Origin of the sequence: Devosia neptuniae, from assembly GCF_025452235.1 — a bacterium.
GTDB lineage: Bacteria > Pseudomonadota > Alphaproteobacteria > Rhizobiales > Devosiaceae > Devosia.
The window spans coordinates 2,289,030-2,312,310 of sequence record NZ_CP104965.1; the positions used below are offsets into that span (position 1 = coordinate 2,289,030).

Consider the following 23,281-nt stretch of genomic DNA (forward strand, 5'->3'; position numbering starts at 1 on the left):
GCGTTATTCCGCCGGCTCCCCTATCCCATTGGCCGCGTCCAACTCCCGTTCAAGGCGGGCTTCTTCTTCGACCTTGGGTTTGCTGAAGCGGGCCATCAGGAGGTAGGCGACCGGGGTCAGGTAGAGGGTGGAGACGGCGGCGAAGCTCAGGCCGCCGACCATAACCCAGCCCAGGGCCGCGCGGGCTTCGGCGCCGGCGCCGCTGGCGAGGACCAGGGGCAAGCCGCCCAGGATGGTGGCGATCATGGTCATCATCACAGGGCGGAGGCGGATATTGGAGGCCTCCTCGATGGCCTCGCGCACCGACATGCCGCGGTCGCGCAGCTGGTTGGCGAATTCGACGATCAGGATGCCGTTCTTGGCCATGATGCCGACCACGAGCACCAGCCCAATCTGGCTGAAGATGTTGAGACTCCCGCCTGTCACCAATAGCGCATAGAGCGCTGCTGCCACGCCGAAGGGCACGGTGGTCATGACGATGACGGCGCTCCACACGCTCTCGAACTGGGCGGCGAGGACGAGCAGGATGATGACCAGCGCAAAGCCGAAGGTGACGAAGAGGCCATTGGTGGATTCGCCCAGGGTCTTGGCTTCGGCCAGCGGCAGAATGGTGGTGCCTTCGGGCAGGATCGGGCGGGCCAGTTCGAGCATCTGGTTATAGGCGTCGCCCAGTGCCATGCCGTCTTCGAGGCTTGCCGTGACATTGACCGCGCGGCGCTGCGCCTCGCGCCGCAGGGTGGGGGGCACGGCGGATTCGGTGATGGTGGCGATGGTGGACATGGGCACATAGCGCCCGTCGCCGGTGCGTACGAACAGGCTTTCGAGATCGCGGGGGTCGTTGATGGGGTTGCTGGTCGAGACCATGCGCACGGTGTAGCTGGTGTCATCGATGAAGACATTGCCGATATCGCTGCCATCGATCATGGCCTGCATGGTGGAGGCCAAGCCATTGATATCGATGCCCAGTGCGTCGGCGCGTTCGCGATTGACCACCAGGGTCAGCTGCGGTTGGGTGGTGTCGAAATTGACGGTGACGCGGCCAAAGCGACCATCTTCTTCCATCAGATCGGCGATGGATTCGGCTGTGTCGGCGAGCACCGTGTAGTTGGAGCCAACCACGGCGAATTGCAAGCCGGAGCCGCCGCCGCGAATGCCCAGACTATTGCCCTGGCCCACTGAGGCGCGCACGCCCGGCACCTGCGCCATCAGCGCGGTGATGTCGGCGGCGATCTGCTGCTGGCTGCGGGTGCGTTCGGACCAGGGGGCCAGCGTGAGGGTCAGCGAACCGCCGCTGCCCCAGCCGGACAGCACGAAAATGGAGCGCACTTCGCCGCTGGCAACGAAGGGCTGCAGCATGGTTTCGACAGTGGTGAGCTGGGTGCGGATATAATCGAGGCTGGCCGTGGTGGGGGCCTGAATGCGCAGCTGGATTTGTGAGCGATCCTCGGGTGGGGTGATTTCCTGGCGCAGATTGCCATAGACGAAATAGGACGAGGCGGCGAACAGCAGGGCGATCAGCACCACGACGAAGGGATTGGCCAGCGCGACGCGGAGCGAGCCGCGATAGAAGCGGGCGCAAGCGCGGCCGAAGGCGCCCAGAATGCCGCCATGGCTTTTGTGCTCGCCCTGTTTGAGGAAGCGCGAGGCGATCATCGGGCCCATGGAGAGGGCGACGATGGAGGAAAGTAGCACGGCGATGGCGAGGGTGAAGCCGAATTCGCGGAACAGGCGGCCGGTTTGTCCCGAGAGGAAGGACAGCGGAATGAACACGGCGGCGAGGGTGAGCGTGGTGGCGATGACGGCGAAGAACACTTCCTGGGTGCCCAGCACGGCGGCGGCGCGCGGCCCGGCGCCCATGCCTTTGCGGCGCACGATATTTTCGAGCACGACAATGGCGTCATCGACTACGAGGCCCGTCGCCAGCACCAGCGCGAGCAAGGTGATGATGTTGAGCGAAAAGCCCATGACATAAATGCCGGCCACGGCGCCGAGCAGGGCGATGGGCATGGAGATGGCGGGAACGATGGTGGCGCGCCAATCGAGCAGGAAGAGGAAAATGATGGCGACGACGACGACGAGCGCCACGATCAGCGCAATCTCCACCTCGTGCAGTGCGCCTTCGATGAAGACGGCATCGTCGCTCGAAATGGTCACCTGGACGCCGGCGGGCAGCGTCTGGTTCAATACTTCGACGGCATTGTGAATGCCCTTGGAAATCTCGATCGTGTTGGACTGCGCCTGCCGCACGATGCCCAGGCCAATGCCCGGCTTGCCGTTGGAGCGGAGCGAAGAGGTGCTGGCCGAGGCGTCGAACACGACGCTGGCCACATCGCCCAATAGGGTACGGCCCTTGATGACGATGTCCTCGAAATCCTGCGGGGTGGTGACTTCGGAAATGGCGCGGACGGTGATGTTCTGGTTGGGGCCGTTGATCGAGCCGGTGGGAGTGTCGAGCGCGATAGTGGCGAGGGCGGTGCGGACGTCGGCGACGGTCAGGCCGTGGCTGGCCAGCTTGATGGGATCGACATCGACATCGAAGGCGGTGTCGCGCGTGCCATAGACCTGTACTTCGGCGACGCCGGCGACGGCGCCGAGCCGCTCGGAGATCGTGTCTTCCACCAATTTGCTGAGATCGCCCATGCTCATGGCGTCGGAGGTGACGGCCAGTTGCATCACCGGCTGGGCATCGGAATCAGCCTTGAAGATCACCGGGTCATCGACATTGTCGGGCAGGGAGCGGCCGATGCGGCTGAGCGCGTCGCGCACGTCGGAGGTCGCGACATCGAGGTTAGTGCTATCGGAGAATTCGAGGGTGACGCGGCTTTGGCCGGTCGAGGAGCTGGAGGAAATGCCGGTGACGCCCTGCACGCGGGCGACGGCGCCTTCCACGACGGCGGTGATTTCGCGGTCCACGGTTTCGGCAGCAGCGCCGGTGAAGGTGGTGGAAATGGAGAGGACGGGTTGCTCGACGCTGGGCAGTTCGCGCACTTCGGCGCCGAGCAGGGCGGCGAGGCCGGCCACCACGATCATGGCGTTAACGACGACTGCCAAGACCGGCCGGCGCACGAACAATGCGGCCAGGGTTCCGCCGCGTTCGTTTTTTTCGGCAATCGACATGCGGTCCTCCTCGCGATCAGTTTGGGGTGGCGGCGGCGGCCTCTTGCGGCGGCAAGGTGCCATCGGGGCCGCTGAGCAGAGTCACGTCGGCGCCTTCGCTGAGCTGCAGAATGCCTTCGGTGATGATGGCGTCGCCGGGCGCCAGATCGGCGCGAACCAGCACGCCATCGCTATTGCGCTGGATGATTTCGGCCATGACCTTGGTGGCTTTGCCATCCACATATTTCCAGACATAGGAGCCCTGGGCCGACCACAATATGGCCAGCGGATTGACCGCCGGGAATTGCTCGCCGGGGAAACGCAAAGCCACGGTGAAGGACATGCCAGCGCGCAGCGCTTTGTCGTCATTGGGGATTTCGGCCTGGACCTGCAATGTGCGGCTGGCCGGATCGATGCGATTGTCGACAGCATTGATCTCGCCATCAAAGACCCGGCCGGGCAGGGCCACGGCGGTTACGGTGACCGGCATTTGCGGGGCGATGGAGACGGCATAGCGCTCGGGCACCCAGAAATCGACCAGGATTGCCGAGGTATCGTCGATGGTGGTGACGGTGGTTTGAGCGGGGACGTAATTGCCCGGGGTGACCTGGATCAGGCCCACCGTGCCGGCAATGGGGCTGGCAATGGTGCGGCGGCTGAGCGCCACCTGGGCATTGCGCAATTCGAGCTCGGCATTGGCGGCGGCGAGCTGGGCGGCAGTGACGACGGAGGGGGCGACGACATTGGAACTGGCCAGCCCCTGCGTGCGCGCCAGCGTGGCCTGGGCATCATCGAGCGCGAGCTTGGCGCGGTCGAAGGCGATCTGTTCGGCATCGGAATCGAGCCGCGCGATGATGTCGCCGGCCGCTACGATCTGGCCCGGGCGCACCAGCACATCGGCCAGGGTGCCGCCAACGGGGGAGGCGACGGTGACTGAATGGGTGGCCGTGCCCTCGCCGATGGCGGAGAGGGTGGAATTGATGGTGGCAAGGGTGACGCCCGTGGTCACCACATTGGTCTGGCGGGCGCCGCCCGGCCGGCCGCCGCCGGGCCGCTGGCCAGGGGAGGCGCTGTCGCCGGGAGCGGCGAAGGGCAGGACGATGCCGTAATTGGCCAGGGTCTGGCTGGCGCCGGGGACGAAAAAGACCCAGGCCGCCAGGGCGGCGGCCAGAACGATGAGTGAAGCCAGAAGCTGCCGTATCAAGCCTTGGACCCTGAAAAAGTGCTGAAAATATCGGTATCCGGCCGCCAGGGGCCGGAAATCAGCGGGACTGTAGCAGCGGCTTTCCCGCTACGACATTACAAAGCCGTAAGGATCGCGGGCTTGTTATTCGATCTCGGCGTCGGGGCGACCTCCCCATTCGGTCCAGGAGCCATCGTAGACGGCGACATTGCTGGCGCCGGTGAGTTCGAGGGCGAGGGCCAGCGTTGCGGCGGTGATGCCGGAGCCGCAGGAGGTGATGATTGGTTTGGTGGGGTCAATGCCGCGATCGGCGAAGATCTGCTGGAGTTCGGCGACGGGCCGCATCTGGCCGTTTTCGGTGAGCAGGCCCACCGGCACATTGGCGCTGCCGGGGATGTGGCCGCCACGCAGGCCGGCGCGGGGTTCGGGCACTTCGGCATGGAAGCGTGGGGCGGGCCGGGCGTCGGCGATCTGGGCGGCGTGGTCGTGGCTGCGGTTGCGCACGGTGTCGAAATCGGCAACGCGGTTGCGGTTGAAATGGGCCTGGAAGATCGCCGGTTGGCGGGTCACGGTGCCGGTTTGCACGGCACGTTTTTCGGCGCGCCATTTGGGGCCGCCGCCGGCCAGGATGTGAACTTTGGCGGCGCCCATGGTGCGGAAGGTCCACCAGACGCGGGGGGCGGAGAAGAGGCCGAGTTCGTCATAGATGACGATATTGGATTGGTCGGAAATGCCTAAGGCGCCGACCATATGGGCGAAATCGGCCGGGGAGGGCAGCATATGCGGCAGGTTGGAGCTGGTGTCGGCGATGCCGTCGATGTCGAAGAAGACGGCGCCGGGGATGTGGCCGGCGAGGTATTCGGCCTGGGCGTTGCGGGATGAATTGGGCATGTGCCAGCTGGCGTCGATCACCACGAGATCGGGATCGCTCAGATGGGCGGCGAGCCATTCGGTGGTGACGAAGGGGGTATCCATGCTGGGTGTCCTATGCGGGTTGTGAGCCTAGGATGGGCCTTCCGGCGCGTTCCGTCAAACGCATAGGTGGCTGATATAACAGGGTTTTTACTGTCATATTTGTAGCGCCAGCAGGTCCTTGCTGGCCAGGCTGATGGTGACCGGCTCGCCCCGGCTGGGTGGTGCGGTGCGCTGGTCGTTGAAGGTGTCGAGGCTCAGGATGTTCTTGCCGAGCGCCACGCGCAGGCGGATCACCGAGCCCAGAAAGGTCACGTCGGCAATGGTGCCGGTGAGGGTAATGTCATTGCCATCGCGGGCGCCGATGGACAGCACTTCGGGCCGTAGTGTTAGCAGACTGTTAGCGCCGACGCTCGCATCGGCGGGCAATTGGCTAACGCGGACGGTCTGGCCGTCAATGGCGACGGTTTTGGCGGCGACATCGATGATTGTCGCTTCGATCGTGTTGAGCTGGCCGACGAAAGTGGCGACGAAACGGGTGGCCGGTTTGTTGTAAATTTCGTGCGGCGCGCCGAGCTGTTCGATATGGCCGGCATTCATCACCACGATGCGGTCGGAGATGGACAGTGCCTCTTCCTGATCGTGGGTGACGAAGACAGTGGTGATGCCGAGGTCGAGCTGGATGGCGCGGATTTCTTCACGCAGGGAGACGCGGATTTTGGCGTCGAGGGCGGAGAGGGGTTCGTCGAGCAGCAGCATGCGGGGGCGGGGGGCGATGGCGCGGGCAAGGGCGACGCGCTGCTGCTGGCCGCCACTCATTTCGTAGGGATAGCGTTTTTCAAAGCCGGGCAGGCCGATGAGCTTGAGCATTTCATCGACGCGGGCGCGGCGTTCTTCCTTGCCCATGCCGGCGATCTTGAGGCCGAAGCCGATATTGTCGCCGACGTTGAGGTTGGGGAAGAGGGCATAGGCTTGAAACACCATGCCGAGCTGGCGCTGATTGGGCTTGAGGCTGGTGATGTCCTCGCCATCGATGCGGATGGTGCCGGTGGTGGGGTTTTCAAAGCCCGCAATCATGCGCAGGATGGTGGTCTTGCCGCAGCCGGAGGGGCCGAGCAGCGAGATGAACTCCCCCTTGCCGAAGGCGAAGCTGACGCCTTTGACCACGGTATTGTTGCCGAAGGACTTGGTGAGGTTTTCGACGGACAGGAAATCTTGGCTCATATCAATCGGTCCGTGCAGAGGTGCGGGGGGCAAAGCGGCCGAGCACATTGATCATGCCCATGGCGCCCCAGGTGATGATGAAGGAAATGATGGCGAGGGCGGCCGGCTCATAGGCGCGGTTGGCGCCGATATTTTGCAGATATGGCCCGAAGGCGGGGCGGTTGAGCAGGCTCGCTATGGTGAATTCGCCGATGACGATGGCGAAGGTGAGGAAGGCGCCGGACAGCACCGCGACCAGAATATTGGGCAGGATGATGCGGCCGATTATCTGGGGCGTGGAGGCCCCGGCGATCTGGGCCGCCTCGGTCAGGGTCTGCACATCGATGGTGCGCATGCCGGTATCGACGGCGCGATACATATAGGGCAGGGCCAGGGTCACATAGGCGCAGGTGAGCAGGATATCGGTGCCAAGGGCCGAACCGGTGAAGGGAATGACCGAGCTGGAATTGTAGAGCCGGATATAGCCATAGACCAGAATGATGGCCGGGATGATCAGCGGCATCAGGGTGAGGAATTCGACGAAGGGGCGCAGCCAGGGCAGGCGCAGGCGGACGAAATAGACCGCCGGGACGACGACGAGAATGCCCACGATGATGGCGAGGAGGCCAATGACCACCGAATAGGTGAAGGTGGCCCGGAAGTTCGGATCGGAAAAGACCGAGGCATAGGCGTCGAGGCTACGATAGTCGCGCCGCATTCGGGTCGAAAACTCGAAGGTGGCGACCAGGGGGATGATGAAGTAGGCGGCGCCGAGTGCAAAAACCAGCCAGGCCCAGAAGCGGTTAGTCTTCATTTCATCCACCTCTCGGCGCGGGCGGAAATGACGAGATAAATGATGTTGGCGATGGCGGTGATGAGGATCATGCCCAGGGCCAAAGCGGCGCCGAGGCCGGGATTTTGCAGGGCATCACCACGGATCTGCGCATAGAGCAGGATGGGCACGATATTGAGCGAGGAGCCGGTCAACGCATAGGCGGTGGCTATGGCACCGAAGGCATTGGCAAAGAGCAGCGACAGCGTGCCGAGGAAACTGGGCCACAGGATGGGCAGGCCGACATAGCGCCAGAATTGCCATTGGCTGGCGCCCAGGATTTGCGCTGCCTCGTTCCATTCCTTCTTCAGCCCATCGATGGCGGGGGCGATGATGAGGATCATCAGCGGAATCTGGAAGTAGAGATAGGTGAGGGTGAGGCCCCAGAAGCTGAGCAGATTGAAGCCGGCCTTGTAGATGTCGACGCCCAGGAATTTGAGAATGATGGTGACGAGGCCGAGGCGCCCCACGGTGGAGATGAAGGCGAAGGCCAGCGGCACGCCGGCGAAGTTGGAGGCGACGCCGGAAAAGGTCATGACGGCCGAGCGCAGGCCCGAGGGCAGGCGGCCACGGATCAGTGCCAGGGCGACGGCGAGGCCGATCAGGGCGCCCAGGATGGCGGAGGCGCCGGAGATGCGGATCGAAATCCAGTAGGCGGCGATGATCTGGTCGGTGAACAGGCCCGCGATATTGTCGAAGGTGAGTTGCCCGTCGCGGCCGACAAAGGCGGCGCCGATAAGATAGAGCGTGGGCAGGATGAGGAACATCACCGCAAAGATGATGAAGGGCGCAACGCCCAGCCACTCGAAGGAGAGGCGGCGTTTGGGTCGGGGTGATGTGGCGGCGTCGGTCATCAAGGAGCCCCAGTAGACCTCATGGTGAGCCTGTCGAACCACGAGGTCGTGGCACATAGGCCCGAAGATCCAGCCACGACCTCGTCCTTCGACAGGCTCAGGATGAGGTCTGTTGAAGCGGTCGTGGCTGGCTTAGTCGCGTCTAGACGTTACTGAACGTTCGCGCCGACTACGGCGTCCCACTGGCTGGTGATGACGGCCTTGGCGGCGTTCTGTTCGTCGATGGTCGGGAAGACGGCCTTTTCATACGCGGCGGCCGGGGGCAGGGCGTCGAGCAGGTCCTGTGGGATCAGGCCCTTGGCAGCCAGGTCGTTGAAGCGGATCGGGTGGCAATAGCCAGCGAGCCAGCCGAGCTGACCTTCGTCGGAATAGAGATATTCCATCCACAGCTTTGCCGCGTTCGGATGGGGCGCAAAGGCCGAGATAGCCTGGATGTAAACGCCGGCGACGACGCCAGTGGTGGGCACGACGATCTCGGCGGCCGGGTTGCCTTCAAAGCCGGCCTTCCAGGCGAGCAGATTGTAATCCCAGGCGATGACGATCGGGGTAGTGCCCTGCGCCAGCGAGGCCGACTTGCCGATGACCGGGACGAAATTGCCGGCGGCGTTGACTTCGCCGAAGAATTTGAGGCCCGCATCGGCGGCGCCAGCAGCATCGGCACCGGTGGCAAGGCCAGCGGCATAGACGGACTGGATGGCCTGGGCGGAGGCGCGCGGATCACCAGCCAGGGCGACGGCATTGGCATATTCCGGCTTGGTCAGGTCGGCCCAATCGGTGGGAACGGCGGAGACCAGATCGGTGTTCACCAGCATGGCCATGACGCCATAATAATCGCCATACCAATAGCCATCGGCATCCTTGGCGTCGGCGGGGATGGAGTCCCAGGTGGAGACCTTATAGGGCTGGATCAGGCCATCGGCCTTGGCCTGCGGGCCGAACGCCAGGCCAACGTCGATCACGTCGGGGGCCTGCGGGCCGGTATTGCCCTTATTGGCCTTGATGGCTTCGATTTCGTCGGCCGAGCCGGCATCGGGATTGAGTTCGTTGACGGTGATGCCCGGATATTTGGCCTTGAAGCCGTCGATCACGGCGCCATAGCCGCACCAATCATGGGGCAGGGCGATGGTGGTGAGCTGGCCTTCGGCCTTGGCGGCGGTGTAGAGGGCGTCGAGATCGGTCTGGGCAAAGGCCTGGGCCGAAACGGAAAGCACGGCCAGCATCGAGACGGAGCCGGCGAGCACATTCTTGAAGGTCATGTTCAGTCTCCCTGAATTGGTCGTTCGTCGGCACCCATTGATGAGCGTCGCGGCGGACTGGCGAGGGAGTAGTGAGGCGGTGTGACAGTGCAATGACAGTGTCGGGAAGCCCATGTGACGATCGGCATCGCCGCCGAAAAAGCCCGTCGATACGCTCCCTTAGCCGTTTCTGCCCTTGTCCCCCGCTGCCCTCCCAGCCGCAATTGTGACAGTGCCCCTTTGTGACAGTTTAGTCCAGATGGTCAAAAATTTTGGGTGGGGGTGGATTGGGGGTGGCGGAGGGATCGGAGTACCCCCTCCTAGCCTCCCCCTGATAGGGGGAGGGACCGGCCGGTGGTTGGGACTGGATCGAGTTTTAGCCACAAGGCGGTCCCGCCCTGAAAGCGCCCCACCCATAGTGTCACCCCGGCGCAGGCCGGGGCCCATCTCGAGATCGTGCCGCTTGCCGCAAGGTCGAGGATCGGAACAACCACCTCGCGGCTGGGGCGGCATCTCAGGATGGGCCCCGGCCTGCGCCGGGGTGACATCGTGGGTTGGGGAAGTTGTGTGTCCAACGCGGAATAGAGCAAGGTCCAGAAAGCATTGAGAAAAATCGGAATTGGCGGTGTTTCCCGCCACCCTTGATACTTTAGACTTCTTCTAAACTATTGAATTTGAATTGCTTTCATAAGGTGAGAGGGATACTCCGCTTTCCAGATTTCAGCCTGGAGGACGATCCATGATTTCCAAGAGGACGCTGCGCGGCCTGGCCTTGGCGCTTACGCTTTCCGTTGCCCCGATGTCGGCCTATGCGCAGGCGCCGAGCGAAGAGGCCGTGTTGGCCAATTATGCCGATCTGGCGCAGGCCGGGTATGAAGACGCGCTGAGCACGGCCAAGGCGCTGGACGCGGCGGTGGATGCGCTGATCGCCGAGCCGAGCGAGGCGACGCTGCTGGCGGCGCGGGAGGCCTGGAAGGCGTCGCGCATTCCCTATCAGCAGACCGAGGCGTTCCGCTTTGGCAATCCGATTGTGGACGAATGGGAAGGCAAGGTGAATGCCTGGCCGCTCGATGAAGGGCTGATCGACTATGTCGATGCCAGCTATGGCACCGAGAGCGACAGCAATTCGCTCTATGTGGCCAATGTCATCGCCAATCCCAAGCTGGTCATTGATGGCGTTGAGCTGGATGCCACCGAGATTACGCCGGCGCTGTTGCAGGACAATCTGCAGGAAGCGGCTGGGATCGAATCCAATGTGGCGACGGGCTATCACGCTATTGAATTCCTGCTCTGGGGGCAGGATTTGCATGGCACGGGGCCTGGGGCGGGCGAGCGGCCGTTCACTGATTATTCGACGGCCGATCATGCCGATCGGCGGGCGGCGTATCTGAAGGCGGCGACGAGCCTGTTGGTCAGCGATCTCGAAGAGATGGTGGGCAATTGGACGGCCGATGGCGCGGCACGGGCGGCGCTGCCGGAGCTGGGCATTTCGGCGATTTTGACCGGCATGGGGTCGCTGTCATTTGGCGAATTGGCGGGCGAGCGCATGAAGCTGGGCCTGCTGCTGCATGACCCGGAGGAAGAGCATGATTGCTTCTCGGACAATACGCATGTGTCGCACCTCAATGACGCGATCGGCATCCGCAATGTCTATGCGGGCAGCTATACCCGGGTGGATGGTTCTGTGGTGGAGGGGCCGGCGATTTCGGACCTGATCGCGGCCAAGGATGCGGCGCTCGATAGCGAGATTGCCGGGCTGCTCGACGATACCGTGGCCAAGATGAATGTGATGGCGGACCGCGCCGTGGCGGGCGAGGCTTATGACCAGCAGATTGCCGAGGGGAACACCGAGGGCAATGCGGTGGTGCAGGCGGCGATTGATGGGCTGATCGCGCAGACGCGCGGCATCGAGCGGGCGGTGGCGCTGCTGAACCTGCAGGATGCGGTGACGATTGAGGATAGCGATAGCCTGTCCAACCCGGATGCGGTGTTCCAGTAAGAACACCGGTGGGTGGGAGAACCCCCCACCCTAACCCTCCCCACAAGGGGGAGGGAACGCATTTGTGTTCCTGACGCCATCGCGTCATGGCCCCGATCTGGCTCCCTCCCCCTTGTGGGGAGGGCTCAGCTTTTCGCTAGCGAAAAGCGGGGGGTGGGGGTAAGCCCGAGCAAACTCGGAATGTCTCCATGAAAACCCGCCTGACTATTGCCCTCGTCGCCCTGCTTGCCGGGGGACTTGCTTTTGCGCAGGATCGGGCGGTGCGGTCCGATCTGACGCCGGAAGACCTGGCGCGGGTGGCGCGGGTTACGGCGCCGGCTACGGATTTCTCCGCGCCGGAAAATTTCGAGACCATGCAGGCGGGCAAGGGGACGACCAAGAAGATCGTCAACCAGGACGCGTTTTCGCATTTTCTCGCCAGCCTCAGTTTCGAGCAGGAAGAGACGTTCAAGCTGGGCAATGCGCTGTTCCGCAAGGTGTGGGTCAGCTCGCCCAGTTCGACCCAGGCGTCGGATGGGTTGGGGCCGCTGTTCAATGCGCGGGCCTGCCAGGCCTGTCATATCAAGGATGGGCGGGGGCATCCGCCGTTCGACGCGAGCCGCGATAGCGGGGTGTCGATGTTCCTGCGGCTATCGGTGCCGCCGGGCGAGACGGATACGCGCATGGCGCTGGATGGGGTGTTTGCCGGGGAGGTGGGCGACCCGACCTATGGCACCCAATTGCAGGATTTTGCCGTGCCGGGGCTGAAGGCCGAGGGGCGGATGGTGATCGACTATACCGATCTCCCTGTGACGCTGGGCGATGGGAGTGTGGTCACGCTGCGCCAGCCGGCTTATTCGGTGGCGGACCTGGCCTATGGGCCGCTGGCCGAGGATGTGATGCTGTCGCCGCGGGTGGCGCCGCCGATGATTGGGCTGGGGCTGATCGAGCAGGTGCCGGCCGAGGACATTCTGGCGCTGGCCGATGCGGATGACCTTGATGGTGACGGCATTTCGGGGCGGCCGAACTGGGTGATCGACCCGGAAAGCCAGGGCGTGATGCTGGGGCGGTTTGGCTGGAAGGCGGGGATGCCCACCATTCGCAGCCAGTCGGCGGCGGCGTTTGCCGGAGATATCGGGATTTCAACGCCTTTGGTGAACAAGCCGCATGGCGATTGCACCGAGCGGCAGGCGGAGTGCCTGGCCATGCCCACGGGCGAGCAGGCGAGGCTGGGTGTGTCGGAAGCGCCTGATCCGGTAATGGATCTGGTGACGTTTTATTCGCAGACGCTGGGCGTGCCCTTGCGGCGCGATGTGGGCGACCCGGCCGTGTTGCGCGGCAAGGCGGCGTTTTATGGGGCGGGCTGCGCCAGCTGCCACAATCCAAAATTTGTCACCAGCCGGGATGCGGAAAATCCGGCGCTGCGGTTCCAGCTGATCTGGCCCTATGCCGATTTCCTGCTGCACGATATGGGCGCGGGGCTGGCCGATCATCGGCCCGAGGGGCAGGCGGATGGCTATGAATGGCGCACGCCTCCGCTGTGGGGCATTGGGCTGACCCAGACCGTTTCGGGGCACACGTTTTTCCTCCATGATGGGCGGGCGCGGAGTCTCACCGAAGCCATTTTGTGGCATGGCGGGGAAGCGCAGGCGGCGCGTGATGCCTTTGCCAATATGGACGCGGCCACGCGCAAGGACATGATCGCTTTCCTGGAGTCGCTGTGATGCGTCTGCTGCTTGTTCTGCTGCTGTTTCTGGGTGCCGGGCCGGCCATGGCGCAGAAGCTGACCACGACGGCGGCGCTGGCCGATGCGGTCAATGAAGTGATCCGGCCGGGTTTTGATGATCTGAGCGACGAGGCGCATGGGCTGGTCGATGCTATGGCGGCACTGTGCGAAAACCCGTCGGCGGATGGGCAGGCGCTGGCGCAGGCGCAGTTCGGCAAGGCGGCGACTGCCTATGGGCGGGTCGAATTCGTGCGGATCGGGCCGCTGATGGAGGGCAATCGCAGCGACAAGCTGCTGTTCTGGCCCGACCGCAAGGGCATTGCGCTGCGGCAGGTGCAGGCGATCCTGGCCGATGAGGATGCGAGCGCCACGGCGCTCGAGACGCTCAAGGGCAAGAGCGTTGCCGTGCAGGGGTTTACGGCGCTGGAGTTTGTGCTGTTTGGCACTGGGGCGGAGGCTTTGGCGGGAGCTGAGGGGCAGTTCCGCTGCCAATATGGGGCGACTATTGCTGACAACGTGGCCGAGATTGCCGATGCGCTCTCCGCTGCGTGGGATGCTGATGATGGCACGGCCGCGCATTTGATGGCGCCGAATGAAGCTTTTGCCGATTATCGGACCAAGACCGAGGCGGTGGAGGCGCTGGTCGGGCTGGTCTCGCACGGCATCGAAGGACTGCGCGATACGCGGATCAATCCGTTCATCGGGCAAGGCGGCAAGGCTGCGGCACCCAAACAGGCCTTGTTCTGGCGCTCGGGGCTGACCATGGCGATGGCGCAGGCCAATGTGGAGGGGTTGGAACAGCTGTTCAGCGTTTCGGGCATGGCGCGGATTGGTGGGGCGGCGGATAGCGGATTGGACAATTCGATCCGCTTTGAATTTTCCAATGCCAAGCGGGCGATCGGGCTGGTCAATGCGCCGGTGGAAGAGGCCGTGGCCGATCCCAAACAGGCGCAGGCGCTGGCTTATCTGGTGATCGTCACCCAATCGCTGCAGACGCTGGTGGGCGAGCAATTGTCCGCTGCGCTGGGGCTGAGCGTCGGGTTTTCCTCGCTGGACGGAGACTGAGCATGTGGCAGCGGCGCGCTTTCCTCAAGGCGGCGGGCGTTGGCTTTGCCGCGAGCCTGATGCCGCGGCAATTGGTGGCGTTGGAGCGGAATGAACTGGTGTTTGCCTCCTCGGTGCAGACCAGTTCGGGCGGCTATGGCGCGGTGCTGCTGGGCGAGCGCGGCGATCTGATCGCGCAGATCGCGCTGCCCGATCGGGGGCATGACATTACGATTAGTCCCGAGGCGGGGCGCGGCGTGGTGTTTGCGCGCCAGCCGGGGACGTTTGCATTGGTGTTCGACCCGGCCGGGCGGGAAGCGCCGGTGACGCTGACCTCGATCGAGGGGCGGCACTTTTTTGGTCACGGGGTGTTCTCGCCGGATGGGCGGCTGCTTTATGCGACCGAGAGCGATTTCGAGGCGGCCAAGGGTGTCATCGGCATTTACGACGCGACTGACGACTATAAGCGTGTCGGGGAATTTCCGACCTATGGCACGGGGCCGCATGAAATGCTGCTGATGCCTGATGGGGTGACTTTCGTTATCGCCAATGGCGGCATCGAGACCCATCCCGATTATGGCCGGGCCGAGTTGAACCTGGATACGATGGACCCTTCGGTGGCTTTCGTCGACCGCCGGGACGGGCATTTGGTGGGGCAATTGCGGCTCGATGCGGGGCTACATCAGCTCTCGATCCGCCACATGGCGATCGATGCGCGCAGCCGGGTGTGGTTCGGCTGCCAATATCGCGGCGCGCCCAGCGATAGCCCGCAATTGGTCGGCTATGCCACGGCCGATGGCGAGATCAGATTGATCGAATTGCCGCTCGATACGCTGCGCGACCTGCGCAATTATGTCGGCTCGGTTGCGGTTTCTGCCGATGGGACGAGCGTTGCGGTGTCATCGCCGGAGGGGGATCTGCTGGTGGCCATCGACGCCGAAGGCGGGCGGCCGGTATTGGTTGAGACGCTGCGCAATGGCTGCGGGTTGGCGGCTGATGGCGCGGGGTTTGTAGCCACCAGTGGGATGGGGGAGATGATCGGGCTGGCGGGGGCGGAGCGGGACCGGCAGAAGTTCGATTTTGCGTTTGATAATCATGTGTTGCGGGTGGGGTGACCTGGCCGCTGTTCTTACTCCGGTATCTGTAAACAGAGGTTCCCGCTTTCGCGGGAATGACATTGTGGGGGAGGGTGGTTTGGGTGCAGAAACGCAGCCTCTCGGTGTCATTGTTCACTCGATACTGCCCCCACTCGGTGTCATTCCCGCGAAAGCGGGAACCTCCGTTTCGCAGGGCTAACCAAGCAAATCCGAATAGAGATCATGCCACTCTGGATTGGCTTGCTCGATCAGATCGATCTTCCACTGTCGCCGCCATTTCTTGAGGCGTTTTTCGCGGGTGATCGCCGCATCAATGTCGTCGTGCTACTCGAAATAGACCAGATTATGGATAGCGCGAGGATTGGCCGGGCAGGATGTCTTCGCGATGGATATAGGTGCGGGCGATTAGGTCATTGGTGACGCCGATATAGAGCGCACCATATTTGCGGCTGGCGAGGATGTAGACGAAATAGCGGCCGAGGGTGCTCATGGCTGAGTTTTGCAGCTCATCGTGGGTCAGTAAACAGAGGTTCCCGCTTTCGCGGGAATGACATTGTAGGGTCAATGGCATGGTGGGTGGCCACGGTCAGCCTCAGGCCCCGCGCCCCTTGATCAGATAATCCGCGCGAATGCTTGGATTGGTCTGCAGGTAGAGCTCGACGCTGGGCATGAACAGGTCGCGCCATTCGTGTTCCCAGTCGCCGACGCCGCGCTCGAGTGTGGCGGTGAGGGTGGTGGAGGCATCGCTTTGCACCCAGAGGCGCAGGTCGTAGAGCGGAGCGAGGGCGGGGTGGAGAGATGACACGCCTTCGATGATGATGGGCCGATCCCGGGTGATGGTTCGAGCGGTGGCGCTGGCTTGGCCTGTTGCCCAGTCGTAGGGGTAGTAGGTGCAGTGTCCGTGCTGTGCGAGGCTGGTCACGGCGGCCAGAAAATCGTCGTAGCGGATATAGGCGAAGGGGAATGACGGCAGCACCTTGCCGCGCCAGTCCGCTTCGGGCCGCACGAAATCATCGAGGGAGATGGTTTGGGCGCCGGTGGTTTGCTCCAGCCGCTCGGCGAGCGTTGACTTGCCGCTGACGGGCAGGCCGTCGATGGCGATGAAACGGGCGCTGGTTTGGGTGACCAGGGTTATGGTTGCGTCGAAGTCGAGAGTTGGCGGGGTCATTTCGGTGCTGGTCCTAGCCGGTCAAGCAAGCTGAGCACATTGCAATGGCGGTGTCATTGCGGCGAGAGGGGGCGCTGTTTTTTAGCGGGTGGTAGAAAAAACAGAGGTTCCCGCCTTCGCGGGAATGACATTGTGGGGAGGTGGGCGAGCGCGTTGAGGCTTGGATGCCACGACCTCGTCCTTCGACAAGCTCAGGATGAGGTCTACTGGGGGAGGGTGGATGTCGGCGGCGTTTAGAGCGCGGGCGCCGGGCCTGAACTCTCGCGCAGCACCAGTTCTACCGGCCATAGCTCATGCACGTCTTCGATGGGTTTGCCGGCGAGGATTTGCAGGATGAGTTCGGCCATGCGGGTGCCGGCCTGGCGCATGGAGGAGCGGGTGGTGGACATGGAGGGGTACATGTTGTCGGCGTTGAGATAGGGGAAGACGTCGTCATGGGCGATCATGGAGACGTCTTTGCCCAACTCAAGGCCGGCCTGGCGGATGGCGCGGAAGATGCCGAGCGCGGTCATCATTGAGCCGGCGAGGAAGGCGGTGGGGCGGGGGCGCAGTTCGAGCATGGCCTGGGTCATGCGGAAGGCGATTTCGTCGGTGAAGACGGAATTGCCCATCAGGGCGGGATCGAAGGAGACGCCCCGCGCCGAGAGGGCGGCGAGGTAGCCGATTTCGCGGTGCTCGGCAAAGGTGCGGCCCTTGATGCCATTGAGCAGGGCGATGCGGCGATGGCCCAGATCGAGCAGATGGCTGGTGGCGCGCTCGACGGCGCCGGTATTGTCGATATCGAGCCAGGCGACGGGCTTGCCGATATTGGTGCGGCCATGCAGCACGAAGGGCACTTTGAGATCGAGCAGCAGTTCGGCGCGTTCGTCATGCAGGGTGGGGGAATGGAGGATGAAGGCATCCACTTTCTGGCTGGCAGCGCCGCGCTTATAGGCGGCCACTTCATCCTCGTAGCTCTCGACGGTGGTGAGCAGAATATCGATTTCCTCATCGGCCAGGCGTTCGCCAATGCCGCCGAGAAATTCGCTGGTATGAGGACCGAATTCATAGGAGCCGCGCAGCACCATGCCGATGGCGCCCGAGCGGCCGGTGGCGAGCCGCAGCGCGCTGGCATTGGGGCGGTAGCCCAGCCGCTTGGCGGTTTCGGCGACGCGCAGGCGCGTGGCTTCGTTGACCTCGGGATAGCCATTGAGCGCGCGGCTGACAGTGGTTTGCGACAGGCCGAGATGTTCGGCGAGGTCTTTCAGTCTCATTGGCGTTCTGGCCCGGGGCAAAATACGGCAGCCTGGGCCGGACAAATCCGGCGCAAAGCCTTAAGCCGCATAGGCTTTAGGGCGAGCAGGCCGCTTTGACCAGCGGTTCCTGCGATCCTCCTCCAATGGCATTCAAAGCGATTTCAAATTTTGATGCAAGAGTGGATTTTTTCGCGTCTTGCGATGAGGTGCGTACATCAAAGCAAATTGGGGTGTTAAAAGCCTCTTACGCATTTCACTTGGTTCAACCCATTGAATAATAACGGATAAATATATTTCAGTTCGCAAAGTCGTGCGAATCTGGCGCGGGGCTGCTTGACAGAAGTCCGGGCCTCTGGTTGTTTTTCATTCAAAGCGCTTTGAAAATCATGCGGTTCAGCCGCTGGCGAAGAGCTTTTCGGGGGAGGAATGGACTGGGCGGCGCGTCAGGCGTGGGCCCGGTTGGCATGCTTCCTCATGAATCTGGTTTCATTCGGGAGGATTGTAATGAAAATCAACACACTGCTCGTTGGTCTGCTGACGAGCGTGACGCTGGTCGTGGGCTCGGCCCAGGCGGCCGACTTGTCGATCGTGTCGGGCGATACCGGCAATGGCCTGGCATTCCTGCGCAGCCAGCTCGACAAGTTCGAGGCCGAGACGGGCAACAAGGTCACCGTGGTGCCGATGCCCTCGTCGACCTCCGATCAGTTCGGGCAATATCGCCTGTGGCTCGCCGCCGGCAATACCGATATCGACGTGTACCAGACCGACGTGATCTGGGCGCCGCAGCTGGCCGATCAATTTCTCGATCTGACCGATGCGGCCAAGGATGTGGTGGGCGCGCATTTCCCATCGATCATCGAGTCGCAGACGGTGGACGGCAAGCTCGTTGCCCTGCCGGCCTTTACCGACGCGCCGGCGCTGTTCTACCGCAAGGACCTGCTGGAAAAGTACAGCAAGCCCGTGCCCACCACCTGGGACGAAATGGCGGCGACCGCCAAGGAAATCATGGATGCCGAACGCACGGCCGGGAATCCGGACATGTATGGCTTCGTGTTCCAGGGCAATGCCTATGAAGGGCTGACCTGCAACGCCTTGGAATGGGTCAAGTCCAGCGGCGGCGGGCAGATCGTGGAGGCCGATGGCACGATTTCGATCAACAATCCGCAGGCTGCGGCCGCCATCGATCGTGCGGCGACCTGGATCGGCACGATCTCGCCGGAAGGCAATCTGGCCTATCAGGAAGAAGAAAGCCGCGGCGTGTGGCAGCTGGGCAATTCGGTGTTCATGCGCAACTGGCCCTATGCCTATGCACTGAGCGGTGGTGACGATTCCGCCGTGAAGGGCAAGTTCGACGTGGCGCCGCTTCCCGCCGGTGAAGGCGAAGGCGCGGGCTCGGCGGCAACGCTGGGCGGCTGGAATGTCGCGGTTTCCAAGTATTCGCCGGACCCGGAAGAGGCGATCAAGCTCGCTTTGTTCCTGGCTTCGCCCGAAGTGCAGAAGGAACGCGCGATCAACCAGTCCAACCTCCCCACGATCGAAGCGCTCTATGATGACGCCGACGTGCTGAAGGCTTCGCCCTTCATGGCCAACTGGAAAGAGATCTTCCAGAATGCGGTGCCGCGTCCGTCCGCGCCCACGAAGGTGAAGTATAACGAAGTGTCCTCGCTGTTCTGGAGCGCCGTCCACAATACCCTGTCGGGCAATGGCACTGCCGCCGAGAACCTCGAAGTTCTCGAGGCCGACCTGTCCGACCTCAAGGGCGACGCCTGGTAAGACCTCCCGATAGCGCCATGGCACGGACGGCGGTTTGCCCCGCCGCCCGTGCCGCTGAAGGACCCAGAGAAACGGGAGGAGTAGTGGATGGCTACCGATACCATCGCGTCCGCGGCCAGCGTGGGCCGGCCCAAGATCAAATCCGAATTGATGCAGCAGAGGGTGCGCGCCGCGCGCTGGTTCCTGCTGCCCATGATGATCGCGCTGGCTGTGGTGGCCGGCTGGCCGCTGCTTCGCTCGATCTATTTTTCGTTCACCGATGCCTCGCTGACCAATCTTTATGGCGCGGAATGGGTGGGCTTTACCAATTACCTGAGCTGGCGCACGCTCGATAGCGGCCGCACCATCTACCGGGGCCTGCTGGTCGATCCGGCCTGGTGGAATGCGGTGTGGAACACGGTGCGCTTCGCGTTCTGGTCGGTGCTGTGGGAGACCGTGCTGGGCATGATCGTCGCCCTGGTGCTGAATGCCGAATTCAAGGGACGCGGCCTGGTGCGGGCGGCCATTCTCATTCCCTGGGCTATCCCCACCATCGTTTCGGCCCGCATGTGGAGCTGGATGCTGAACGACCAGTTCGGCATTCTCAACGATCTGGGGATGCGGCTGGGTCTGCTCAGCCAGAAGGTCGCCTGGACCGCTACGGCGGAGACGGCGATGACCGCGGTGCTGGTGGTGGATATCTGGAAGACCACGCCGTTCATGGCGCTGCTGATCCTGGCCGGATTGCAGATGATCCCCAAGGATATCTATGAGGCCGCCGAAATCGATGGCGTGCATCCCATCAAGCAGTTCTTCAAGATCACGCTGCCGCTGGTGCGGCCGGCGCTGATGGTGGCGATCATCTTCCGCGTGCTCGATGCGTTGCGCATTTTCGACCTGATCTATGTGCTGACGCCCAATAGCGCGGCGACCAAGACGATGAGTGTGCTGGCGCGGGAGAACCTGTTCGATTTCGACAAGTTCGCCTATGGCTCGGCGCAATCGACGCTGCTGTTCCTGATCATCGCCGCCTTCACCATCCTCTATATCTGGCTGGGCAAGGTGAATTTCGACGGGGGAGACCGCTAATGGTTGGCACGCTCAATCTATGGGGCCTCACCAAGACGGTGCTGTTCTATGCGCTGGTGGTGTTCATCGTCGTGGTGTCGGTGTTCCCGTTCTACTACGCGATCCTGACCAGCTTCAAATCGGGTACGGATCTGTTCCGCATCACCTATTGGCCCACCTCGTTCAGCTGGAACAATTACCTGGCGGTGCTCAATACCGGCAGCTTCCCGCGTAACCTGCTGAACTCCATCTTCGTGGCGTCGGTTACGGTGCTGTTGGCGCTGTTCCTGGCGGTGACGGCTGCGTTTGCGCTGAGCCGGGTGCGGTTCCGGGGCCGGAGCCTGTTGCTGATGACGATCCTGGCCGTGTCGATGTTCCCGCAGATCGCGGTGCTGGCGGGGCTGTTCGAGGTGATCCGTGCGCTGGGTATCTACAATACGCCCTGGGCGCTGATCTTCTCCTACACCATCTTTACGCTGCCCTTTACCGTGTGGGTCCTGACCACCTTCATGCGGGACCTGCCAGTGGAGATCGAGGAAGCGGCCATTGTCGATGGGGCCTCGCCCTGGGTGATCATCACCCGCGTCTTCCTGCCGCTGATGTGGCCGGCTTTGGTGACCACGGGGCTGCTCGCCTTTATCGGGGCGTGGAACGAGTTCCTGTTCGCGCTGACCTTCACCTCGTCCAACAATACCCGCACCGTGCCGGTGGCCATCGCGCTGCTGTCGGGTGGGTCGCAATATGAAACGCCGTGGGGCCTGATCATGGCTGCCTCGGTCATCGTTACCGTGCCGCTGGTGATCCTGGTTCTGATCTTCCAGCGCAAGATCGTGTCTGGCCTGACGGCCGGCGGCGTCAAGGGTTAGGGAGAAAAACAATGGCAAGCATCGAGCTTCGCAAAATCCGCAAGGCCTTTGGCGCGGTGGAAGTCATCAAGGGGGTGGACCTGGAGGTCCGCTCCGGCGAATTCATGGTGTTCGTCGGCCCTTCGGGTTGCGGCAAATCTACGCTTCTCAGGCTGATTTCGGGGCTGGAGGACATTACCTCGGGCGAAATGCTGTTTGACGGCAAACTGGTCAACGCACTGGCGCCGTCCAAGCGGGGCATCGCCATGGTGTTCCAGTCCTACGCGCTTTATCCGCATATGACGGTCTACGAAAATATGGCGTTCGGGCTAACGCTCGAAAAGGGCCATGGCAAGGAAGAGATCCGCCAGCGGGTGGAAAAGGCCGCCGACATGCTGCAGATCCGGCAATATCTGGACCGGCTGCCCAAGCAGCTGTCGGGCGGGCAGCGCCAGCGCGTGGCCATTGGCCGCGCCATTACGCGCGACCCCAAAGTGTTCCTGTTCGACGAGCCGCTGTCGAACCTCGACGCGGCTTTGCGTGTGGCGACCCGGATCGAAATCGCCAAGCTGCATGAGAGCATGAACAACGTCACCATGATCTATGTGACGCATGATCAGGTGGAGGCCATGACGCTGGCCGACCGTATCTGCGTGCTGCGCGACGGGGTGATCGAGCAGGTCGGCACGCCGATGGAGCTTTATGAAAAGCCCAATTCGGTGTTCGTGGCCGGCTTTATCGGTAGCCCCAAGATGAATTTCATCTCCGGCGAAAAGGCCGCTTCCTTCGGCGCCGACACGGTGGGTATTCGCGGCGAACACATTACCATCGTGCCGGACAATGGCACCTGGAGCGGTACGGTGATCCATACGGAAAACCTGGGCGCGGATAGTTATGTTTATCTGGAAATGGGCACCGAGGAGCCGGTCGTGGTGCGGCTCGATGGGGCCAACACCTATCACAGCGGCGACGTGGTCCACATTTCGCCGATGGACGACAAAATCCACCGCTTTGACGGCGCGGGCAAGCCGCTCGCCTGAATCATAAAAAGGCCGGATAGAAGTCCGACCTTTTTCCATCCACTGCTGCGTCATTCCCGCGAAAGCGGGAACCTCCGTTTCGGCAAACAGGGGTTCCCGCTTTCGCGGGAATGACGCAGGGTCAAGCCAAACCATCGGGTCCGCACCAGCGACCCGGACTTTTAGGAGACTACAAATGCCGATCCGTACCCTGGTGTGGGGTGAAAATGTCCACGAGCAGAAGAACAAGATCGTGGCCGACAATTATCCCACCGGCATGCACAACCAGATCGCCAAGCTGCTGTCGAGCGACAGCAATATCGTGACCAAGACCACGACGCTGCAGGAGCCCGAGCATGGCTGCAGTGTCGAGGCGCTGGCCGAGACCGATGTGCTGGTGTGGTGGGGCCATGCGGCGCATGGCGAGGTGAAGGACGAGATCGTCGAGCGCATTGCCAAGCGGGTCTGGGAGGGCATGGGCCTGATCGTGCTGCATTCGGGCCATTTCTCCAAGATTTTCAAGCGCCTGATGGGTTCGCCCTGCGCGCTGCATTGGCGGGAAGCCGGTGAGCGCGAGCGGCTGTGGGTCACCAATCCAGGCCACCCGATCGCCAAGGGCCTGCCGGCCTATTTCGAACTCGAAATGGAAGAAATGTATGGCGAGCCCTTCAGCGTGCCTGAGCCGCTGGAAACCGTGTTCGTTTCCTGGTTCCAGGGCGGGGAAGTGTTCCGCTCGGGCCTGACCTATCGCCGCGGCGCGGGCAATATTTTCTACTTCCGCCCCGGCCACGAAACCTATCCGACCTATCATGACGACACGGTCGGCCTGGTGCTGCGCAATGCGGTCAACTGGGCGTATAACGCCAATCAGTTCCCGCAATTGCTGGATGCGCCGAATACGCCGGTGGATGAGGCGATCGAAAAGATCGTGGAACGCGGGCCGAAATTGCACCACGGCCGCGAAGAAGGCTTTAAATAACAGAGCGCCAGACGCCGTTATCTACCACTGGGTCATTCCCGCGAAAGCGGGAACC

The 23,281-nt window shown here is 62.7% G+C and carries 19 protein-coding genes; 9 read left to right on the forward strand and 10 right to left on the reverse strand.

Going from position 1 to position 23,281, the window contains the following annotated elements; all coding sequences use genetic code 11:
• Positions 1-3: 3 nt before the first annotated feature.
• The 7 genes from N8A98_RS13990 to N8A98_RS14020 all read right to left on the reverse strand — a co-directional run bounded on the left by N8A98_RS13990 (position 4) and on the right by N8A98_RS14020 (position 9,336).
• Positions 4-3,117 carry an efflux RND transporter permease subunit gene (locus tag N8A98_RS13990; RefSeq protein ID WP_262166202.1) on the reverse strand — a complete coding sequence of 1,038 codons (3,114 nt, stop codon included), beginning with the start codon at positions 3,115-3,117 and terminating at the stop codon, positions 4-6.
• A 16-nt stretch (positions 3,118-3,133) separates the two neighbouring features.
• Positions 3,134-4,300 carry an efflux RND transporter periplasmic adaptor subunit gene (locus N8A98_RS13995; protein ID WP_262166204.1) on the reverse strand — a complete coding sequence of 389 codons (1,167 nt, stop codon included), beginning with the start codon at positions 4,298-4,300 and terminating at the stop codon, positions 3,134-3,136.
• Positions 4,301-4,423: 123 nt separating this feature from the next.
• A complete protein-coding gene (sseA, locus tag N8A98_RS14000) occupies positions 4,424-5,254 on the reverse strand; it encodes a 3-mercaptopyruvate sulfurtransferase (protein ID WP_262166206.1) in 831 nt (276 codons plus the stop codon).
• A 93-nt stretch (positions 5,255-5,347) separates the two neighbouring features.
• Positions 5,348-6,415 carry an ABC transporter ATP-binding protein gene (locus N8A98_RS14005; protein WP_262166207.1) on the reverse strand — a complete coding sequence of 356 codons (1,068 nt, stop codon included), beginning with the start codon at positions 6,413-6,415 and terminating at the stop codon, positions 5,348-5,350.
• Position 6,416: 1 nt separating this feature from the next.
• Positions 6,417-7,208: an ABC transporter permease gene (locus N8A98_RS14010; protein WP_262166208.1), complete on the reverse strand. Its 792-nt coding sequence runs from the start codon at positions 7,206-7,208 to the stop codon at positions 6,417-6,419.
• The gene (locus tag N8A98_RS14015; protein WP_262171996.1) at positions 7,205-8,083 is read right to left on the reverse strand and encodes an ABC transporter permease; all 879 of its coding nucleotides are present in this window, start codon (positions 8,081-8,083) and stop codon (positions 7,205-7,207) included. The genes N8A98_RS14010 and N8A98_RS14015 overlap by 4 nt, the downstream gene beginning before the upstream one ends.
• Before the next feature lie 146 nt (positions 8,084-8,229).
• Complete coding sequence (locus tag N8A98_RS14020) at positions 8,230-9,336, reverse strand: ABC transporter substrate-binding protein (RefSeq protein ID WP_113121474.1); 1,107 nt, start codon at positions 9,334-9,336, stop codon at positions 8,230-8,232.
• Between the two features lie 721 nt (positions 9,337-10,057).
• On the opposite strand from N8A98_RS14020, the gene N8A98_RS14025 reads away from it, so the two are divergent.
• The 4 genes from N8A98_RS14025 (at position 10,058) to N8A98_RS14040 (ending at position 15,178) form a co-directional block, all read left to right on the forward strand.
• On the forward strand, positions 10,058-11,314 hold the full coding sequence (locus N8A98_RS14025; protein ID WP_390888842.1) for an imelysin family protein: 1,257 nt from the start codon (positions 10,058-10,060) through the stop codon (positions 11,312-11,314).
• Between the two features lie 188 nt (positions 11,315-11,502).
• Positions 11,503-13,017, forward strand: a complete 1,515-nt coding sequence (locus N8A98_RS14030; RefSeq protein WP_262166209.1) for a di-heme oxidoreductase family protein — start codon at positions 11,503-11,505, stop codon at positions 13,015-13,017.
• The gene (locus N8A98_RS14035) at positions 13,017-14,084 is read left to right on the forward strand and encodes an imelysin family protein (RefSeq protein ID WP_262166211.1); all 1,068 of its coding nucleotides are present in this window, start codon (positions 13,017-13,019) and stop codon (positions 14,082-14,084) included. The genes N8A98_RS14030 and N8A98_RS14035 overlap by 1 nt, the downstream gene beginning before the upstream one ends.
• A gap of 2 nt (positions 14,085-14,086) precedes the next feature.
• Positions 14,087-15,178: a DUF1513 domain-containing protein gene (locus tag N8A98_RS14040; RefSeq protein WP_262166213.1), complete on the forward strand. Its 1,092-nt coding sequence runs from the start codon at positions 14,087-14,089 to the stop codon at positions 15,176-15,178.
• A 325-nt stretch (positions 15,179-15,503) separates the two neighbouring features.
• Here the strand turns inward: N8A98_RS14040 and N8A98_RS23380 are convergent, their stop codons facing one another.
• From N8A98_RS23380 to N8A98_RS14055, 3 genes are all read right to left on the reverse strand, one after another.
• Positions 15,504-15,650, reverse strand: coding sequence for a GIY-YIG nuclease family protein (locus N8A98_RS23380; protein ID WP_390888766.1), 147 nt, complete (start codon positions 15,648-15,650; stop codon positions 15,504-15,506).
• Between the two features lie 102 nt (positions 15,651-15,752).
• Positions 15,753-16,328 (reverse strand): uridine kinase family protein, encoded by a 576-nt coding sequence (locus tag N8A98_RS14050; protein ID WP_262166215.1) that lies wholly within the window; start codon positions 16,326-16,328, stop codon positions 15,753-15,755.
• Between the two features lie 233 nt (positions 16,329-16,561).
• Positions 16,562-17,581 (reverse strand): substrate-binding domain-containing protein, encoded by a 1,020-nt coding sequence (locus N8A98_RS14055; RefSeq protein ID WP_390888767.1) that lies wholly within the window; start codon positions 17,579-17,581, stop codon positions 16,562-16,564.
• A gap of 486 nt (positions 17,582-18,067) precedes the next feature.
• On the opposite strand from N8A98_RS14055, the gene N8A98_RS14060 reads away from it, so the two are divergent.
• From N8A98_RS14060 to N8A98_RS14080, 5 genes are all read left to right on the forward strand, one after another.
• On the forward strand, positions 18,068-19,336 hold the full coding sequence (locus N8A98_RS14060; protein ID WP_262166219.1) for an ABC transporter substrate-binding protein: 1,269 nt from the start codon (positions 18,068-18,070) through the stop codon (positions 19,334-19,336).
• 150 nt (positions 19,337-19,486) lie between these two features.
• Positions 19,487-20,404, forward strand: a complete 918-nt coding sequence (locus tag N8A98_RS14065; protein ID WP_390888843.1) for a carbohydrate ABC transporter permease — start codon at positions 19,487-19,489, stop codon at positions 20,402-20,404.
• Positions 20,404-21,249: a carbohydrate ABC transporter permease gene (locus N8A98_RS14070; RefSeq protein WP_262166222.1), complete on the forward strand. Its 846-nt coding sequence runs from the start codon at positions 20,404-20,406 to the stop codon at positions 21,247-21,249. The genes N8A98_RS14065 and N8A98_RS14070 overlap by 1 nt, the downstream gene beginning before the upstream one ends.
• A gap of 11 nt (positions 21,250-21,260) precedes the next feature.
• Positions 21,261-22,268 carry an ABC transporter ATP-binding protein gene (locus N8A98_RS14075; RefSeq protein ID WP_113123707.1) on the forward strand — a complete coding sequence of 336 codons (1,008 nt, stop codon included), beginning with the start codon at positions 21,261-21,263 and terminating at the stop codon, positions 22,266-22,268.
• A 175-nt stretch (positions 22,269-22,443) separates the two neighbouring features.
• The gene (locus tag N8A98_RS14080; protein ID WP_262166226.1) at positions 22,444-23,226 is read left to right on the forward strand and encodes a ThuA domain-containing protein; all 783 of its coding nucleotides are present in this window, start codon (positions 22,444-22,446) and stop codon (positions 23,224-23,226) included.
• The last annotated feature ends 55 nt before the right edge of the window (positions 23,227-23,281 follow it).

What these genes read in the sequence shown, in the direction of transcription:
- N8A98_RS14030 (WP_262166209.1), top strand. Translation starts at nt 11,503, where the DNA reads ATGAAAACCCGCCTGACTATTGCCCTCGTCGCCCTGCTTGCCGGGGGA.
- N8A98_RS14065 (WP_390888843.1), top strand. Translation starts at nt 19,487, where the DNA reads ATGCAGCAGAGGGTGCGCGCCGCGCGCTGGTTCCTGCTGCCCATGATG.
- N8A98_RS14055 (WP_390888767.1), bottom strand. Translation starts at nt 17,581, where the DNA reads ATGAGACTGAAAGACCTCGCCGAACATCTCGGCCTGTCGCAAACCACT.
- N8A98_RS14060 (WP_262166219.1), top strand. Translation starts at nt 18,068, where the DNA reads ATGAAAATCAACACACTGCTCGTTGGTCTGCTGACGAGCGTGACGCTG.
- N8A98_RS14040 (WP_262166213.1), top strand. Translation starts at nt 14,087, where the DNA reads ATGTGGCAGCGGCGCGCTTTCCTCAAGGCGGCGGGCGTTGGCTTTGCC.
- N8A98_RS14050 (WP_262166215.1), bottom strand. Translation starts at nt 16,328, where the DNA reads ATGACCCCGCCAACTCTCGACTTCGACGCAACCATAACCCTGGTCACC.
- N8A98_RS14020 (WP_113121474.1), bottom strand. Translation starts at nt 9,336, where the DNA reads ATGACCTTCAAGAATGTGCTCGCCGGCTCCGTCTCGATGCTGGCCGTG.
- N8A98_RS14080 (WP_262166226.1), top strand. Translation starts at nt 22,444, where the DNA reads ATGCCGATCCGTACCCTGGTGTGGGGTGAAAATGTCCACGAGCAGAAG.
- N8A98_RS13990 (WP_262166202.1), bottom strand. Translation starts at nt 3,117, where the DNA reads ATGTCGATTGCCGAAAAAAACGAACGCGGCGGAACCCTGGCCGCATTG.
- N8A98_RS14005 (WP_262166207.1), bottom strand. Translation starts at nt 6,415, where the DNA reads ATGAGCCAAGATTTCCTGTCCGTCGAAAACCTCACCAAGTCCTTCGGC.
- N8A98_RS23380 (WP_390888766.1), bottom strand. Translation starts at nt 15,650, where the DNA reads ATGAGCACCCTCGGCCGCTATTTCGTCTACATCCTCGCCAGCCGCAAA.
- N8A98_RS14075 (WP_113123707.1), top strand. Translation starts at nt 21,261, where the DNA reads ATGGCAAGCATCGAGCTTCGCAAAATCCGCAAGGCCTTTGGCGCGGTG.
- N8A98_RS14035 (WP_262166211.1), top strand. Translation starts at nt 13,017, where the DNA reads ATGCGTCTGCTGCTTGTTCTGCTGCTGTTTCTGGGTGCCGGGCCGGCC.
- N8A98_RS14070 (WP_262166222.1), top strand. Translation starts at nt 20,404, where the DNA reads ATGGTTGGCACGCTCAATCTATGGGGCCTCACCAAGACGGTGCTGTTC.
- sseA (WP_262166206.1), bottom strand. Translation starts at nt 5,254, where the DNA reads ATGGATACCCCCTTCGTCACCACCGAATGGCTCGCCGCCCATCTGAGC.
- N8A98_RS14010 (WP_262166208.1), bottom strand. Translation starts at nt 7,208, where the DNA reads ATGAAGACTAACCGCTTCTGGGCCTGGCTGGTTTTTGCACTCGGCGCC.